General features: G+C 71.8%; 11 protein-coding genes. 7 read left to right on the top strand and 4 right to left on the bottom strand.

Going from position 1 to position 16,832, the window contains the following annotated elements:
- Positions 1–44: 44 nt before the first annotated feature.
- A complete protein-coding gene (locus ABZS51_RS24055; RefSeq protein ID WP_310716281.1) occupies positions 45–440 on the top strand; it encodes a cold-shock protein in 396 nt (131 codons plus the stop codon).
- A gap of 42 nt (positions 441–482) precedes the next feature.
- On the opposite strand, the gene ABZS51_RS24050 is transcribed toward ABZS51_RS24055, so the two are convergent.
- The gene (locus ABZS51_RS24050) at positions 483–2,105 is read right to left on the bottom strand and encodes an MFS transporter (RefSeq protein WP_355444936.1); all 1,623 of its coding nucleotides are present in this window, start codon (positions 2,103–2,105) and stop codon (positions 483–485) included.
- Between the two features lie 245 nt (positions 2,106–2,350).
- Between ABZS51_RS24050 and ABZS51_RS24045 the strand changes: the two genes are divergently transcribed.
- Positions 2,351–3,160 (top strand): DUF3027 domain-containing protein, encoded by an 810-nt coding sequence (locus ABZS51_RS24045; protein WP_310716277.1) that lies wholly within the window; start codon positions 2,351–2,353, stop codon positions 3,158–3,160.
- Positions 3,161–3,264: 104 nt separating this feature from the next.
- Positions 3,265–6,441 (top strand): hypothetical protein, encoded by a 3,177-nt coding sequence (locus ABZS51_RS24040; protein WP_355444933.1) that lies wholly within the window; start codon positions 3,265–3,267, stop codon positions 6,439–6,441.
- Between the two features lie 37 nt (positions 6,442–6,478).
- Here ABZS51_RS24040 and ABZS51_RS24035 read toward each other — a convergent pair whose 3' ends face one another.
- A complete protein-coding gene (locus ABZS51_RS24035) occupies positions 6,479–10,201 on the bottom strand; it encodes a helix-turn-helix domain-containing protein (protein ID WP_355444930.1) in 3,723 nt (1,240 codons plus the stop codon).
- A gap of 321 nt (positions 10,202–10,522) precedes the next feature.
- On the opposite strand from ABZS51_RS24035, the gene ABZS51_RS24030 reads away from it, so the two are divergent.
- The 3 genes from ABZS51_RS24030 (at position 10,523) to ABZS51_RS24020 (ending at position 13,290) form a co-directional block, all read left to right on the top strand.
- Positions 10,523–11,017: an RICIN domain-containing protein gene (locus ABZS51_RS24030; protein ID WP_355444927.1), complete on the top strand. Its 495-nt coding sequence runs from the start codon at positions 10,523–10,525 to the stop codon at positions 11,015–11,017.
- A 70-nt stretch (positions 11,018–11,087) separates the two neighbouring features.
- Positions 11,088–11,522 carry a hypothetical protein gene (locus ABZS51_RS24025; RefSeq protein WP_355444924.1) on the top strand — a complete coding sequence of 145 codons (435 nt, stop codon included), beginning with the start codon at positions 11,088–11,090 and terminating at the stop codon, positions 11,520–11,522.
- Positions 11,523–11,559: 37 nt separating this feature from the next.
- Positions 11,560–13,290: a hypothetical protein gene (locus ABZS51_RS24020; RefSeq protein WP_355444921.1), complete on the top strand. Its 1,731-nt coding sequence runs from the start codon at positions 11,560–11,562 to the stop codon at positions 13,288–13,290.
- A 152-nt stretch (positions 13,291–13,442) separates the two neighbouring features.
- Here ABZS51_RS24020 and ABZS51_RS24015 read toward each other — a convergent pair whose 3' ends face one another.
- Positions 13,443–14,918 carry an alpha/beta hydrolase gene (locus tag ABZS51_RS24015; protein WP_355444918.1) on the bottom strand — a complete coding sequence of 492 codons (1,476 nt, stop codon included), beginning with the start codon at positions 14,916–14,918 and terminating at the stop codon, positions 13,443–13,445.
- A 92-nt stretch (positions 14,919–15,010) separates the two neighbouring features.
- Positions 15,011–15,226, bottom strand: a complete 216-nt coding sequence (locus tag ABZS51_RS24010) for a DUF2530 domain-containing protein (RefSeq protein ID WP_310716271.1) — start codon at positions 15,224–15,226, stop codon at positions 15,011–15,013.
- A gap of 81 nt (positions 15,227–15,307) precedes the next feature.
- Here ABZS51_RS24010 and ABZS51_RS24005 point away from each other — a divergent pair, with 81 nt between their 5' ends.
- Positions 15,308–16,750: an NCS2 family permease gene (locus tag ABZS51_RS24005; RefSeq protein ID WP_355444914.1), complete on the top strand. Its 1,443-nt coding sequence runs from the start codon at positions 15,308–15,310 to the stop codon at positions 16,748–16,750.
- Positions 16,751–16,832 lie beyond the last annotated feature (82 nt).

Raw genomic sequence — 16,832 nt, 5'->3', positions numbered from 1 at the left:
TACATCCATTCATCCTTTACGACAGCTCGAACGAGGTCCCTCCTGTGCCGAGTGGCAAGGTCAAGTGGTACGACGCCGACAAGGGGTTCGGCTTCCTCACCCGTGACGACGGCGGTGAGGTGTTCGTGCATTCCTCCGCACTGCCCGCCGGCGCCGGGCCGCTCAAGCCCGGCCAGAAGGTGGAGTTCGGCGTGGCGGAGGGGCGGCGCGGCCAACAGGCGCTCTCGGTCAGGATCCTCGAACAGCCGCCCACCCTCGCCAAGGCCAAGCCCAAGGGCAAGCGGAAGAAGCCGGACGAGATGGTCGTCATCGTCGAGGACCTGATCAAGCTGCTCGACGGCGTCTCGACCTCGTACCAGCGGGGCAAGCACCCCGACGCGGCCCACGCCAAGAAGCTCGCGCAGGTGCTGCGGGCGGTGGCCGACGACCTCGACGACTGAGCAGCGTCAGGCGTGGGGGCCGCGTCAGGCGTCGGGGCCCCGTCAGGCGTTGGGGTTGGTCAGGGGCTTGGTCCGCTCCAGGGTGGTGTCCAGATCGGCGTGCCCGGAGCGACCGGGCCGCCGATGAGGCTGGGCCGGCTCGGCGCCGGGCTGTTCGTCCGTCCGCGGGTCGGTCCCGCCGCCCGTCTCGGCGCTGATCCGTTCGTCCACCGTCCGTAGCCGGCGGCCCCGTCGTACGGCCAGCCAGCCCAGTGTGACGGTCAGCACGGCGCCCAGCGTCGCGAGCCCCGCCACGCTGCTCTCCGTCAGGGAGAGCAGCAGCCCGACCAGGCCGCCGAACACCCACGCGAGCTGAAGCAGCGCCTCGACCACCCCGAACGTCGACGAGCGCACCTCCTCGCCGATCTCCCGCTGCACGATCGCGTCGAGGGCCAGCTTGCCCAGCTCCTGCGCGAACGCCGTGACCAGCGAGATCGCCACGGCGGTCCACAGGCCGAACAGGACGGCGCTCACGATCGTGGTGACGCTGGTGACGGCCAGCGTGATGAGCACGATCACCTGGGGCGAGTGCCGTCGCGCCCAGTTGGCGGCGACCGCGCCGAGCAGGCCGCCGAGCCCGGCCGCCGCCGCGAGCAGCGCGATCGTCTTCGGCACGTCGAAGAACGGGTCCCGCCCGCCCAGCCACGGCACGCCGCCGTCCTGCACGAGGAAGAGCAGGAAGAACAGCAGGAAGCCGGAGAACAGCCGGATCGCCACGTTCGCCCAGACCGACTCGGCCACGGCCGGGCCCACCTGGAGCAGCGTGCGCCACTTCGGCGCGCGGCCCTGCCCGCCGCCCTCCTCCTCCACCTCCTCCAGGTCGGGCGAGTCGACGTGCCGTGGCAGCCGTACCGCCGAGACCCCCGCGAGGAGGAACACCACCATGGCGACGCGCAGCACCGCGGCGCTGCCCAGCCAGGCGGACAGGCCCGCCCCGACGGGCACCAGCGCGCCCGCCGAGACCAGTGAGAACAGCGCGACCCGGGCGTTGGCCGACACCAGCGTGATGTCGGCGGGCAGCACACTCGGCATGATCGCCGCGCGTGACACGTTGTACGCCTTGGACAGCACGAGCACCCCGAGCGCCCCGCCGAACAGCGTCACCACGTCGCCCGGCCCCACGGCGGCGGCCATCGCGAAGCACAGCAGGCCGCGCCCGAACAGCGTGCCGGCCATGACGTAACGCCGGCCCGACCGGAAGCGGTCGAGGATGGGCCCGACGAACGGCGCGAGCAGCGCGAACGGCAGCATCGTGATGACCAGGTACAGCGCCACGGGCCCCCGCGCCTCGCCGACCGGCACCCCGAAGAACACCGTGCTGGCCAGCGCCACCGTGACCAGCGCGTCGCCCGCGCTGTGGCCCGCGGTCAGCTCGATCAGGCGGCCGAGCCCCGTGCGGCCGGCCCCGCCCGCGTGGGTGAGGCGGCGGGTGGCGCGCCCGGCCCCGCGCACACCGCCGACGGTGGTCAGGCCCGCGAGCCTGACGCCGCGGCCGGTCGCCCTGGCGGCCCTGCCGGTGCCGGAGGCGGTGGCCCGCCCGGCGCGTACGGTCGCGCGGCCGGCGCCGGCCATCCCGCGGCCGACGCGCCGCGAGACCCGCCGCGCCCTGTCCCACCCACCCTCCACGGTTACCAGTCTTACCCGATGGACGCCCGCTGCCGGGCGATCACGGTTCACCGTTGGCCCTTCGCGGGGTCTTCGCCCGCTATCGACATCTTTTGCGGAATTTCGCACTAGGGACGAATAGGGACCGGATTCGCCTTTCCCGTGGCGGGAGCGTGCGGAGAGATCGGCACAGTCGGCACCTTCAGGTCCGGTCATGGGTGAGAATGAAGTGTGAGCGAACAGCACCTTTCGGCGGAGGCGGTCCGATGAGCCGGACCCGGACCCGCGTCTCCGCCCCCGACCAGGCCTGCGTCGCCGCGGTCGACCTGGCGCGCGCCGCCGCGGAGGAGCTCGCGCGGCCGGGCGAGCCCGGCGAGCACCTCGGCCACGAGGCCGAGGGCGACCGTGTCGTCACTCACTACTTCGCCTGCCTCGACCGGGCCTACCGCGGCTGGCGCTGGGCGGTCACGGTCACCCGCGCCTCCCGCGCGAAGAAGGTCACGGTCAGCGAGGCGGTCCTGCTGCCCGGCTCGGGCGCCCTGCTCGCGCCCGAGTGGCTGCCGTGGAGCGAGCGCCTGCGCCCCGGCGACCTCGGCGTGGGCGACCTGCTGCCGACCCCGGAGGACGACGACCGGCTGGCGCCGGGTTTCACCGAGACCGACGAAGACGTAGACCGCCAGATGGTTTTCGAGTACGGCCTGGGCCGGGCACGTGTGCTCTCGGCCGTCGGCAAGGACCGGGCTGCCAGACGCTGGCACTCGGGCGAGCACGGGCCGCACACTCCGATCGCACACGCCGCTCCCGCGCAGTGCTCCACCTGCGGCTTCTACTGGCTGCTCGCGGGCGGGCTCCGGGAGATGTTCGGGGTCTGCGCCAATGAGTACGCCCCCGACGACGGCAAGGTGGTGGCCGCCGACCACGGCTGCGGCGCCCACTCCGAGGCGGCGGTCATGCCGCCGCCGGTCGAGCAGGCCACCCCGATCCTCGACGACCTCGGGTACGACCTGATCGAGGAGGACCGGGCCGAGCAGGGGTCGGTGGACGAGCTGGCCTCCGAGGAGCTGGGCCACTCCTGAGCCCGTCCGGCGGTCGCGACTCCGTGATCGCCGACGGGGCCGGGAGTGTCGGCGAGGGCCGCTAACCTACGGTGGCCCCCTACTCCCAATCAGGATCGTGATCAATGACCGACACCTTCGGCACCGACCGGATGCGGGCCGCCGTGCTCGCCGCCTGGACGGCCTCGCCCGCCCGATTCCGCGAGGACGCCAACGCCGAGGAGGACTTCGCCCTCGGCGGCTACCGCGACCGGCTGATCGTGGAGCTCGCCCAGAACGCCGCCGACGCGGCCCTGCGCGCGGGCGTGCCCGGGGTGCTGCGGCTGACCCTGCGCGACGGCGTGCTGACCGCCGCCAACACCGGTGCGCCGCTCGACGCCACCGGCGTGGAGAGCCTGTCGACGCTGCGCGTGTCCGGCAAGCGGGGCGAGGCGGGCACGGCGGGCCGGTTCGGCGTCGGGTTCGCCGCGGTGGTGTCGGTGTGCGACGAGCCGTCCGTCGGCTCCCGCGACGCGGGCACGGTCCGCTGGTCGCGGACGGAGACGGCCGCGCTGGTGTCCGAGGTGCCCGCGCTCGCCGGGGAGCTGGCCTCCCGCTCCGGCCACGTGCCGCTGCTGCGCCTGCCGTTCACCGCCGCCCCGCTGGAGGTGCCGGAGAGCTTCGACACGCTCGTACGGCTCCCGCTGCGCGACGAGGCGGCGGTCGCGGCGGTGCGGCGCATGCTGGAGGAGACCAGCCCGGCGCTGCCGCTGGGCATGCCCGCGCTGACGGCCATCGAGATCGACCTCGACGGCCAGGTCCGCACGGTGGCCGCCGACGGGTGGCACGTGGTGTCGGAGTCGGGCCAGTTCGGGCCGGAGCAGGTCGCCGAGCTGTTCGGCGACCGCCCCACCGAGGAGCGCGCCCGGCCGTACTGGTCGGTCCGCTGGGCCGTCCCGGTGACGGGCACGGGCGCCGTCACGTCGGTGGGCGCGGGTGCCGCGTCGGCGGGCGCGGGCGGCGTGGAGGGCGACGCCGGGGGCCGGGAGCCGGCGCGGCTGCCCGCGACCGTGCCTCCCGTGGTCCACGCGCCGACGCCCAGCGACGAGCCGCTCGACCTGCCGGCGCTGCTCATCGCGTCGTTCCCGATGGCCACCGACCGGCGCCACGTCGCCAAGGGGCCGCTGACCGACTTCCTGGTGGAGCGCGCCGCCGACGCCTACGTCCGGCTGCTGCGGGAGCTGCCGCGCACGCCGAAGCTGCTCGACCTCGTCCCCGCCCTCATGGGCAAGGGCGAGCTCGACGCCCGCATCCGGCGCGCCATCCTGCGCAGGCTCCCCGGCACGCCGCTGCTGCCCGCCCTGTCGGCCCCCGCGCCGGCCGTGCAGACGCCGTCGTTCGCCGACGCCGAGGTGTACGAGCCGGACGCCGAGTGGCGGGTCGAGCATCCGGCGCCGGAGCGCCAGGGCGACGGCTGGGTGGTCGCGGGCCGCGAGGCGGCCGTGGTGGCGGGCTCCGGCGAGCTGCTGGCCGCCGTCGCCGACTTCGTGCCGGGCCTGCTGCCCGCGGGCTGGCCCGCCCGGCACCCGGCCATGGCCTCGCTCGGGGTGCGCCGGGTCGAGCTGGCCGAGGTCGTCGACCTGCTGTCGGGCGAGGCCGTCGAGGGGCGCGAGCCGTCGTGGTGGCGCTCGCTGTACGACGTGCTGCCCGCCGACGATCCCGAGTCGCTCGGCGCGCTGCCCGTGCCGCTGGCCGACGGCCGCCTGGTCCGCGGCCCGCGCGGCACCCTCATCCTCCACCTCGACCTCGCCACGGCCGGAGGCGGCGCCACAGCCGGAGGCGGCGCCACAGCCGGAGGCGCCGCCGGAGCCGCGGCCGGGCGGACGGGGCTGGACCTCACGCCGCTCGGGCTGCGCATCGTGCATCCCGAGGCCGCTCACCCGGTGCTGCTGCGCCTCGGCGCGGCCGAGGCCACGCCGCGCACCGTCCTGGAGGACCCGCTCACCAAGGAGGCCGTCTCCCAGTCGCTCGACAGCCCCGACCCCGAGCCCGTGGCCAGGGCGGTGCTGTCGCTCGTCGAGGCGGCCGGCCTGGCGCCCGGTGAGGCCCCGTGGCTGGCCGAGCTGGCGCTGCCGGGCACGGACGGCGAGCTGTACGCCGCGGGCGAGCTCATGCTGGCCGACGGCGCGCTGGCCCGGCTCGTCGAGCCCGGCGGCCACCTGGGCGTGGCGGCGGCCGAGCTGGAGGAGACCTACGGCTCACGCGTGCTGGCCGCCGCCGGAGTGCTCGACGGGTTCGCCGTGGTCCACGACTCCGACGTGCTGCTCGACCACGACGAATGCGACCACGACCTCGACGGCGAGGACGACTGGCTCGACCACGTGATCGACCTGCTGCCCGACCTCGACGTGCCGCCCGTCGTGGCGGAGTTCACGGCGGTGCGCGACCTGGAGCTGGTCGCCGACTGGCCCGCCGCGCTCACGCTGCTGGCCAGGCCGCCGCTGCGGGCCGCGCTGCACCCGCTGCGCGTCGAGGGCGTCGAGGTGCCGTCCTACACGGCGTGGTGGCTGTCCAACCACTCGGTGCTCGACGGGCGCCGGCCGCGCGAGCTGCGGCTGCCCGGTGCCGACCCGCTGCTCCAGGGCCTGTACGCCGACGCTCCGGCCGGGCTCGACGAGGGCGCGCTGGCCATGCTCGGCGTGCGCACCACGCTGGCCGAGCTGCTCGCCTCCCACGGCGGTCCGGAGGAGCTGCTCGACCTGCTGGCCGACGAGGCCGTCGAGGTCGATCGGGCCCAGCTCCGGGCGCTGTGGATGGCCCTGGCGGCGGTCGACCCGGCGCGGGTGGCGCCGCCCTCCCACGTGCGGGCGGTGCTGCGCGGCGACATCGTGGTGGCCGCGGCCGACGACGCCGTCGTGGTGGAGGCGCCCGACCTGCTCCAGCTCGTCGTGGAGCGCCCGCTGGTGCTGGCCCCGTACGACCTGGCCGAGGCGCTGTCGGAGCTGCTCGACCTGCCGCTGGCGGGCGAGCTCGCCACCGGCGAGGTCACCTCCGAGGGCGAGACCCGGCCGGTGCCGCCCGAGGTGCGCTCCCTGCTGCCCACGGCGCCCGCCACGTACGTGGAGCACGAGAAGCTCCTGGTCGACGGGGTGGCCTGCACGTGGCGGTTCTTCGAGGGCATGGTCCACTGCACGGGGGTCGAGGGGCTGGCGCGCGGGCTGGCCTGGGCGACGGGGCAGTGGAACGACCGCCTCGCGGTGGCCGCCCTCCTCCGCGACCCGTCCGCCGTCCCCCTCCTCCTCGCCGAGGCCGACCTGTCCTGACATCTCCGGCGCTCCGGCCCGCCCGGCCGGAGCGCCATCAGGTGCAGGTCTTCTGATAGGCCAGTTCCGGGATGCGTTCTCGCCACTCGGCAGGGGACAGGCCGCCGTCCCGGCGGCAGATCACGGCGGTGGCGGTGCCTGGATCGACGGTGATCTCACGTAAGGCCCCATCGGGGGACGAGATGAGGAGAGCCGTCCGGCTGAATGCCACGGTCGGTGCGTTCTCGGTGTCGAAGCTGATCGGTGAGGCGATCCGCTGATAGCCCCGCCAGTCCCATAGCTGGATGCCGGACTCGCCTTCGCCGGCGACGGTGACGAGCAGTTCGCCCTGCGGGTAAGACTCAAGACCGGCGATCGAGGTCGTGTACACGGTCTGCGGCGGGGCCAGTGGTCTGCGCAACTCCCTGTCCCAGAACGTCAAACGCCCGTTCATGTCGCCGACCGCGGCCTTGTTCTCGAAGAAGAGGATCACTCCCTCGGCGCGGGCGTCGGATGGGTGCTGGAGTATCTCTCCAGTGGCGATATCGACCAGGATCCGCCCCTGGTTGGATCCCTCCACGAACAACCGGCGCCCGTCCGGCTCGAAGATCACAATGTCCGATCCCGCACCGGAGACGGTGCGGATCCATCTTCTGGCTCTCACGTCCCACAGTTCCAGGTCGTCGAAATCCAGGCCGTGAGGATCCTCTTTGTCGTCCGGGGCCGTGCTAAGGGAGGTGATCGCGACGGTTCTGCCGTCGGGGGAGAAGACCACGGACGAGACTCCGACGGCTCTCTGTTTCCTTACGCGCAATGCGCCGATGTTGCGGCCGTTCGTGGCATCCCACAAGGTCACCACGGGAGACGCGGGGTGGGCGAGCGCAAGCATGCGCCCGTCAGGGCTGAACGTCGGATCGTACTCCGTCACTGCAGGGATGTCCTCGGGGAGATCATCGACGGGTAGCGGGCCGCTCACGGGTTCGCGCGCGGCGACATTCCAGAGGCGCACCTCCGACCTGCCTTTTCGGCGATTCGTCGTCACCAGGAAGCGGCCGTCAGGGCTGAACAGCCGCTCGCCTCCCGGAGCGAGCACCTCGGGGCGGGTGTAGGGGGAGATGTCCAGGACGTTCACCGTGCCGGACTGGCCGATCACCCGGAGGACCCGGGCATCCGGCGAAATGCGGGGATCGGCTCCCACAAGATCGTCGGTGAGGACCGAGGAGCTCATCAGCAGTTCGCCGTCGTCCACCCGCCACAGACCCACCCACCCCTCACTCCGTGTCCCGGCCAGGAACCGGCCGTCGGGGGTGAACTCCATACGCTCCGCAGGCGGAAGCAGCGGGCGTAGGACCTCCTTGCCCGAGGAGATGTCGAACAGCCGGACACCGTCGTTGGTCGAGACGGCCAGGTGTTTCCCGTCCGGACTGAACAGGCCTTCCGAGGCGGTTGCCGGTAGCCAGGGGGCCCGCAGCGGCTTGCGCTTTTCGAGGTCCCAGAGCTCCACCCTCCGTCCCGAGCTCGCCCTGCCGCCGGAGGCCGACGGGGTGATCGTCCATTCATCGGCTTCCGCCGGGATGACCAGGGCCAGCCGGCCGCCCGGGCTGACGGCGTTGACCTGCTCGTCGAGCACGCGTGTCCGGTCCGCGATACTCCACGCTTCGCTGCGATAGTTGCGGATTCCGATGAGAAGACGCCCGTCCGGGCTGAACTTCACAGGGTCGAGGCCGGGGATCGCCACGCCGAGGTCCGTCAGGCCCCTGGTGCCGACGGTCCACAGCCGTGCGTTGGTTCCGTCGTCCACCGCCAGCGTACGGCCGTCAGGACTCCACACCACTTCCGAGGCGGATTGCCCCGTCCATATGGTGCTGGCGATCTCCTTCATCGTGGCCACGTCGAACACGCGCAGGACGCCCGGCCCCTCCTCCGGACCGGGTGGGTAGACGGCCAACCTGGTGCCGTCCACGCTGAGCCCACGCACCACCAGGTCCGTCGTGCTGTACGGGGCGCTGACGACGTCCACCAGGGGGAGCGCCATCGAGTCGATCAGCGCGGCCCTGGCCTCGGGGACGTGGGCGAGCCGCCAGGCCGCGGCGCTCAACCGGCGGGCCAGCTTCGGGTTGCTCATCCGCAGGGCGTCCGCGCGCCTGGCTGCCAGCCGGGCCGTCGCCTCCGCCAGCCGGTCGTCGGCGACGCCGGCCTGCCGGATGGCGACTCCCGCCGCGGCCATGGAGGCGACCAGCAGGACCACCAGAACGGCCGAGACGGCGACCTGCCTCCGGGATGTGCGCCGGGCCAGTGCCGCGCTCGCGTCGACGAAGTCCCGTTCCAGGGGTGTGAGGTCGTCGCGGTTCCCCGGCTCGATGAACAGCTTGTCGGCGACGGCCAGGCGGGCGCCCCGGTAGAGGAGCCCGGCATCCCGGCCGTGCGCCTCCCATGCTTCGGCCGCGTCGGTCAGCTGCCGATGGGTGCGCAGGCGATCGCGTCCTTCGTCCACCCAGCCCCGCAGCCGCGGCCACGATTCGATCAGGGCCTCGTGCGCGAGCTCCACGGTGTCCTGGTGCAGCGTGAGCAGCCTGGCCCTGGCCAGCTGCTCGATGACCAGCGCGGTGTCCGCCTCCTCGTAGGGGTCCAGCTCCGCCCGGGCGGCGGGACGGCGGGTGTCCTGGGCCTGCTCACCCGGCTGGACCAGCCTGAGCAGGATCCGCCGGGCGATCCTCGCCTGTGCCGGCGACAGGCCGGCATAGAGCTCCTCCGCGGTATGACTGATCGCCCCCTGGACTCTGCCCACGGCCTCGTAGGCGTCCAAGGTCAGCATCTTCCCCGTACGGCGGCGCCAGACCTCCCGCAGCGCGTGCGACATCAGCGGAAGCGCCCCGGGCTCGTCGGCGACGTCGGCGACGATCTCGGCCGTCAGCGCCCGCTCCACCGTCAGACCCTCGGCCATGGCCGGCCGGACGATCGCTTCCCTGAGCTCTTCCTGGTGCATCGGCCCCACCAGCAGATTGGTCTCGCGCAGGGCTTCGGTGAGCTCGCGGTGCTCGGCGCAGCGCCCGTAGAAGTCGGCGCGCACCGCCATCACCACCTTCATCCGGCTCTGCGGTTGCCGCGCGCTGAGCAGCAGGTCGATGAACCGCCCCCGCTCGCGCTGGTCGCGGCAGAGCGTGAACACCTCCTCGAACTGGTCGACCACGATCAGCGTGGCCGAGTCGCCCTCGCCCGGCGAGAACCGGTCGGCGTGCCGCATCGGGTGCTCGCCCGGAGTGAGTATCAGGCACTCCGCCAAGGGATCGCCGCTCTCGGCGCGTGCCGTGGCCACGAGGCCGGCACGCAACAGGGACGACTTACCGCTGCCCGAAGGGCCGAACACCGCGGCGAAACGATGTCGTCGGAGCAACTCCTGCAATTCCTCGACGAGTCGCTCCCGCCCGAAGAACCGACCGGAATCATCTGTGCCGTACGGGGCCAGACCGGGGTACGGCCCGGCGGCGCCGTCATCGTCGGCCCTTTCACGGGCCACTTCGTCGATGACCTGCTGCCAGCGGCGCTCCCATGCCGAGACGTCTCCGCCGCAGGTCTCCACGAAGGCGAGGACGACGGGCAGCGAAGGCAGACGCTCACCTGCCGCCGCCTGCGACAGCGTGGTGACCGAGTAGCCCGCGCGCGTGGCCATGGCCCGATAGGTGAGGCCGCCCGCTTCCCGGCGCAGCTTGCGCAACTCGGAGGCGAAGCGTTGAACCGGTCCCGCTGCCGGGTCCACCGGGCTTTCGCGACGGCCCACCACCGGTACTGGACTCCATTCGCTGGACGACGAAGAGGCTCGGACGCGCTCGTTGATCACTTCAACTATGGACCCCGGCGCGCCGATCGCCGCGCGAAAAGTAGCCGTTCGCCGAGAAAAGCATTGTTTGCCGGCCCGATGAGGGATGCCGAACAATCCTGCCGTCACGATCCTGGGGCCACAGGCGTCGGCGGCAAGCGGCCACGGGACCGCCTGCCGCTGAGAACCGCGGGGAGCCGGCACACGGACGTGTGACCTGCTCATGATCGCGACCAGTTTCGCGATCCTCTCCTCCCTTGATCGACCAGCCGAGAAAGGACATCCATGCGCACGAGCTCCAAGACCGCCGCCGTGGTCGTGACCGCCCTGACCCTGCTGTCCCTGTCGCCCGCCGCGGCCGCGCGAGCCGCCGTGGCCTCCGCCGGGTCCGGCCTGGAGTACGTCAACGGCGCGACCGGAATGTGTCTGGCCGTGGGCCAGGGAGAGGTGAGGGCCGGCAAGCCGGTGATCCAGTGGCCGTGCATCGGGAGCAAGTCGCAGCGCTGGATCCACCGGTCCGACCGCCGGCTCGTGAACGTCAAGACCGGGCTGTGCCTGGCCATCGGGCGTGGCGAGCAGAAGCAGGGGAAGGTCGCGATCCAGTGGCCGTGCACGGACGGCGGACCGGCGCAGGAGTGGATCTACGACGGTCGGCAGCGGCTTCGGAACAGGGCGACAGGCATGTGTCTCGCCATCGGGCGGGGCGAGCAGCGCCAGGGCAAGAAGGCGATCCAGTGGCCCTGCACGCTCTCCGCTGCGCAGGCATGGCGCCGGTGGTGACCGTTCCGGCGCAGCCACTCCGTATGCCCTGCCCGGGCGCAGACGACCAGTGACGAGCGATGGAGCATCGATGATCGACAGCTCACATGGTGAACTCGAGACAGGCGGCCACACCGCCTCACAGCCTGTGGCGGATCACCTGGCGGAATGGTCGCTCCAGAGCGGGATCACGGTGGAGATCTGGGCTCTGCCGAAAGAGCCGCTGCCCGCCGTGCTCGCCGAGATCGTCCATGGCACGATCCGTGACGTCCTGCAGGAGGTGGAACGGCAGGCATCGGCCCGCACCGTCTCCATCGCCCTCACCGTGGCTGCCGGAAGGCTGCGCCTGACCGTCAGCGATGACGGCTCCGGGATGTCGGCGGAGGTGCTCGAGGCCCGTCTGCACGGCCGGCGGGCTGAAGTCGCCGGACTGGGCGGGCGCCTCACCGTCAATGGCGTACGGGGAGAAGGCACCACGACAAGCGCCACCGTTCCCCTGAATGCGAAGCCCCGTTTCCTCGCCTGATTCCGCAACCGGCGAATCGACTACGAAAGGTGCACATATGCATGCTTTACCTGCTCGCCGGACCGGGCGAGCCGTCACAGCGGTGGCGATCGTCCTCGTCCTGCTGACCTCGTTCATGGCGGCCATCTCGTCGGCCCATCCGGCCAGAGCCGACGAGGCCCCGGACAACCAGTTCGTGGCCGTGCCTCCGGCCGTCCTCGCGGACACCCGCAACGGGACCGGCGGAGTCGGCTCCGCCAAGGTCCCGGGCAAGGCCAAGGTGACCTTTCAGGTCGCCGGCCAGGCGGAGGTTCCGGCTTCTGGGGTGTCGGCGGTCGCCCTGAACATCACGGCGGTGGGAGCAGAGCAGCCCGGCTGGCTCACCGTCCACCCGTCTGACGCCCCGGCCACCGTGTCGACGCTGACCTTCTACCCGGGCGAGAACGTCACGGGCGAGGACTTCACCCGCCTGACGGGCACGGGCATGGTGTCCGTCGTCAACAACAGCGACAGTCCGGTGCACGTCGTCGTCGCCGTCCGCGGCTACTTCCTCAGCGCCGCCGACACTCAGGCGGGCAACGAGTACTACCCGGTCGACACCCAGTACCTGTATGACACCCGGCCCGGGCATGTCACGGGGTCCCCGGCCCGGGAGGCCACCCCCATCCCGGCCAACTCGTCGGTGACGATCGACGTCGCCGGACAGCGCGGCGTTCCGGCCACCGGCGCGAACGCGGTCGCGCTGAACGTCGTGGCCTGGTCCCAGGGCCAGAAAGGCTGGTTGAGCCTGCACCCGTCCGATCAGCCGGCCAACAACGTGGCGACGGTGGACTATGTCCCCGACGAGACCGACAGCAGCTTCACCGTGGCCCAGTTGACCGGCAGCGGCAAGCTGATCATCGAGAACCGTGGCAGCGGCACGGTACACGTGGCCCTCACCCTCCGCGGCTACTTCACGGGAACCGCGGAGGAGGGCGGTGCGGGGTACGCCGCCGTCCCGTCCAGGGTCATCGTCGAGACCCTCACCGGCACCGGCGTGCCAGGCGGAAGCACCCGGGCCCTCGCCCCGGGCGAGTCCGTCACCTTCGACGTCGCGCAGGGCGTCGACCTGGGCGAGAAGATCATGGCTTCGGCGGCGCTCACCATCCAGGCTCGCCAGCCGACGGACAAGGGCTGGCTCACCGCCTATCCGGCCGAGGACGGCGACCCGGACATCTCCAGCGTCAACTACGACCAGGCGGAGAGCACCACCGGATTCGACCTGGTCATCCCCGACTCCCAAGGACGTGTGACCGTCACCAACCGCGGGCCGGGCACCACCCACGTCCAGGTGTCGATGCGGGGCTACTTCACCGACCCGCCGATGCCCGCCGAATACGAAGATGTCACGGAACTGTCCACCACGGAGACCAGCCCCGAAGAAGACGAGGCGGCCACCGCAGGCGCACCAAGCCGCCACTTCAGAGCAAGGGCTCGGTTGGGATTCGATCGACTGACGCTCCCCGGCCTCTTCGAGGGCAGGGTGTGGTGGCATGGAAGAGCTCCGTATGAGCTCTACATCAACGCCGAGGTCCTCGACAACCGGGCAGACGGGCGATGCATCGGCGCGCTCGTCCGGATGGACGGCAAGGTCTACAGCAGCTGGAAGGATTGGGTGGCCTGCGGCAACCAGCAGAGAAGAACACTCAAGGGCTGGTTCCAAAGGACGGCCACCCGGGTCGACTTCAAGGCCTGTCAGGTCCACCCGAAGACCCGGCGCTACACCTGGTGCACCACCGAGTGGAAATAAGAGTCCGGATCTCCCGGGGCGGCCCCGATCGGGCCCCTGAGGCCGCGTCTGCGAGCCTCAGACCGGGGCCCCGGAGGCTCTGAGGCCGGGCACGCGTACATCGGCCGGTGAGCGCGGGGGCGCGCTCACCGGCCGACGCGAAGACCCGGGGGTCAGGCGGCGGGGCAGCTCGTGTCGCGGGCCGGGAGCTTGCCGGTCAGCAGGTACGTGTTGACGTGCTGGGCGACGCAGGCGCTGCCGCTGAGGTAGGCGCCGTGGCCCTCGCCCTCGTACGTCAGCAGCACGCCCGTCCTGAGCCGGGCCGTGAGGCTGGTCGCCCACCGGTACGGCGTGGCCGGGTCGCCCTTGGCGCCGACCACCATGATGGGGGCCGAGCCCGTGGCGTCGATCCGCTTGGCCCGGTCGTCTCCCGGCACCGGCCAGTGGGCGCACGGCGCGACCGTGCCGCTCGTGGCCAGGACGGGGAAGATCTTCTTGATCTTGCGGTTGACCGCGGCGGCCTGGCCGAGGGTGGGCCGCTCGGACGTGTCCGCGCAGGTGATCGCCTGCATGCTGGTGAGCGTGGTGGCGTACGTGCCGTCGGCGCGGCGTCCGGTGTAGGTGTCGGCCAGTGCGAGGAGCATGGTGCCGTCGCCCTTCACGGCGGCGGCGACGGCCTGCTCCAGCAGCGGCCACGAGGCCTTGGCGTACAGCGGGGTGATGACGCCCAGCTGGCCCAGCGCGTGGGTGAGCGAGCGCTTGCCGACCTTGATCGGCTCGTCCCGCAGGCCGTCCACGAAGGTCTCGACGGTCTTCCTCACCGCGGCGGGGTCCTGGCCGAGGTCGCAGCCCTTGGCGACGCAGTCCTTGGCGAAGGCGTCGAAGGACGTCGCGAACCCGGTGGCCTGGATGACGGCCCGGTCCGCGAAGGTGCCCGTGGGGTCGTACGCGGCGTCCAGGACGAGCCGGCCGGTGTTCCGCGGGAAGTGGGTGGCGTAGACGGCGCCGAGCTGCGTGCCGTACGAGAGGCCGAAGTAGTTGAGCTTGGCGTCGCCGAGGGCGGCGCGGATGCGGTCCATGTCACGAGCGGCGTTGATCGTGCCGACGTACGGCAGCACTTTGCCCGAGTCCTTCCGGCACGCGGCCACGTACTTCTTGACCGCCTTGTCGCCGCTCGCGCCGTCGCTCGCGTTCAGGATGGTCTCGACGTCGCCGCCGCAGCGGACGCCGGCGCTGCGCTCGACGCCGCGCGGGTCGAAGCTGACCAGGTCGTAGCGGGTGCCGAGGGCGGCGAACGCGCGGGCGGCCATGGCCAGCGTGTCGACGCCGGAGCCGCCGGGCCCGCCGAAGTTGAAGACGAGGGAGCCGAGCCGGTCGCCGGTGGCCTTGACCCGGATCAGCGCGAGGTCGATCCGCTCGCCGCCGGGCTTGGCGTAGTCGAGGGGCACGGCGAGCTTGCCGCACTGGAGGGTCGGGTCCGGGGCGGCGGGCTTGCCGTCGGGGCCGGTCAGACCGGTGCAGGTCCGCCAGGAGATCGCGCCGGCGGCGCCGGTGGTGGTGGCGGTCGTGGTCGCCGGGGTGCCGCTCGCCGCGGCGCAGCCGGTGAGGGCGGCCAGGCAGAGGGCGGAGACGAGGGCGGTGGTCTTCATGCCCATCAGCATGGGCTTGCCGCGCTCGTCCAGGTAGTGGCCGGAAACAGCTCTTGGGGATGACTTCGAGGATCGGCCGGAGATGACGAATGTCAGCTTCTGGTGGTGCGCCTGCGGACGTACCAGAGCCCGGGCAGGCCGAGGAACGCGCCGACGGCGCACGTCCAGATCCACCACTGGTGGTCCGGGCCGGGGCGCAGGACGAGGAGCACGACCAGGGCGACGGCCCACAGGCCGGTGCCCACGGCGATGGTGGCCACGTCGTTGGTCTCGATCGGCTCCGGATCGGGGTGCCACTCCTGTTTCACGTGTCCAGCGTAGCTTCCAATCCGGTCTCGATCCGATTACCAGCACTTTTACCGGAACGCCACTGCTGTCACTCTTCGCGCGTGAGTGACAGAACTACCGCTATCGACAGATTCTTCGCAATCTCCGCACGAGGCTCGACCATCTCCCGTGAGGTACGGGGCGGTCTGGCCACCTTCTTCACGATGGCCTACATCGTCGTGTTGAACCCGATCATCATCGCCAACGGCCAGGACGTCGAGAAGCAGTTCATCGGCGACGGGTCGGCGCCCAACGTGGCGCTGGTGGCCGCCGGGACGGCGTTCGTGGCCGGCGTGATGACGATCCTCATGGGTGTCGTGGGCCGCGTGCCGTTCGCCATGGCGGCGGGGCTCGGGCTCAACACCTTCGTCACCTTCAACATCGCGGGGGTGATGAGCTGGGAGGAGGCCATGGGCCTGGTCTTCCTCGAAGGCGTCATCATCGCCGTGCTCGTGCTGACCGGCTTCCGGGTGGCCGTCTTCAACGCGATCCCCGCCCAGCTCAAGACGGCCATCAGCGTGGGCATCGGCCTGTTCATCGCGTTGATCGGCTTCGTGGACGCGGGCTTCGTCCGCCGGGTCGCCGCCGGCCCGCCGCTGGAGATGGGCATCAAGGGCGCGCTGACCTCCTGGCCGATCCTCGTGTTCGTGGTCGGCCTGCTGGCGACGGCCGCGCTGGTGGCCCGCAGGGTCAAGGGCGCGATCCTCATCGGCATCGTCGGCACGACCGTGCTCGCCGTGATCGTGGAGGCGCTGGCCAAGGCCGGGCCGGCGTCGGCGGACAACCCGGGCGGCTGGCAGCTCAACGTGCCGACCGCGCCGCAGAAGATCTTCGACTTCCACAACCCTCTGACCCTCTTCACCGAGTTCGACCCGTTCGGCGCGTTCAGCCGCGTCTCGGCGCTGCTCGTCGCGCTGCTCATCTTCACGCTGCTCATCACCGATTTCTTCGACACGATGGGCACGATGGTCGGCGTCGGCCGGCAGGCCGGCCTGGTGGGCGAGGACGGCGTGCTGCCCCGCACCCGGGAGATCCTGCTCGTCGACTCGCTCGGCGCGGCGGCGGGCGGCGCCGGGTCGGTGTCGTCCAACACCACCTACATCGAGTCGGCCGCGGGCGTCGGCGAGGGCGCCCGGACCGGCCTGGCCAGCGTCGTCACCGGCGCGCTCTTCCTCGTGGCGATCTTCTTCGCCCCGCTCGTCGAGGTCGTGCCCTACGAGGCGGCCACTCCCGCCCTGGTCGTCGTGGGCTTCCTCATGATGACGTCCGTACGCGAGATCGACTTCAGCGACTACGAGCTGGCGATCCCGGCGTTCCTCACGATCGTGGTCATGCCGTTCACCTACTCGATCTCGAACGGCGTCGGCGCGGGCTTCGTCAGCTACGTGCTGATCAAGGTCGTCCGGGGCAAGGCCGGGGAGATCCACCCCCTCATGTGGGTCGTGTCGGCCATGTTCCTGCTGTACTTCGCGCTGGGCCCCATCAGGGCCCTGCTGGGGGTCTGATCCCCGTACGATTTCCCTGCTGACCAGCGACGAGGCCGCCCCTCGCAAGAGGGGCGGCCTCGGTGTATCAACGGGTGAGACA

The sequence above is a fragment of the Nonomuraea sp. NPDC005501 genome, assembly GCF_040605905.1.
Lineage (GTDB): Bacteria > Actinomycetota > Actinomycetes > Streptosporangiales > Streptosporangiaceae > Nonomuraea.
This window is presented reverse-complemented; position numbering and strand designations above follow the sequence as displayed.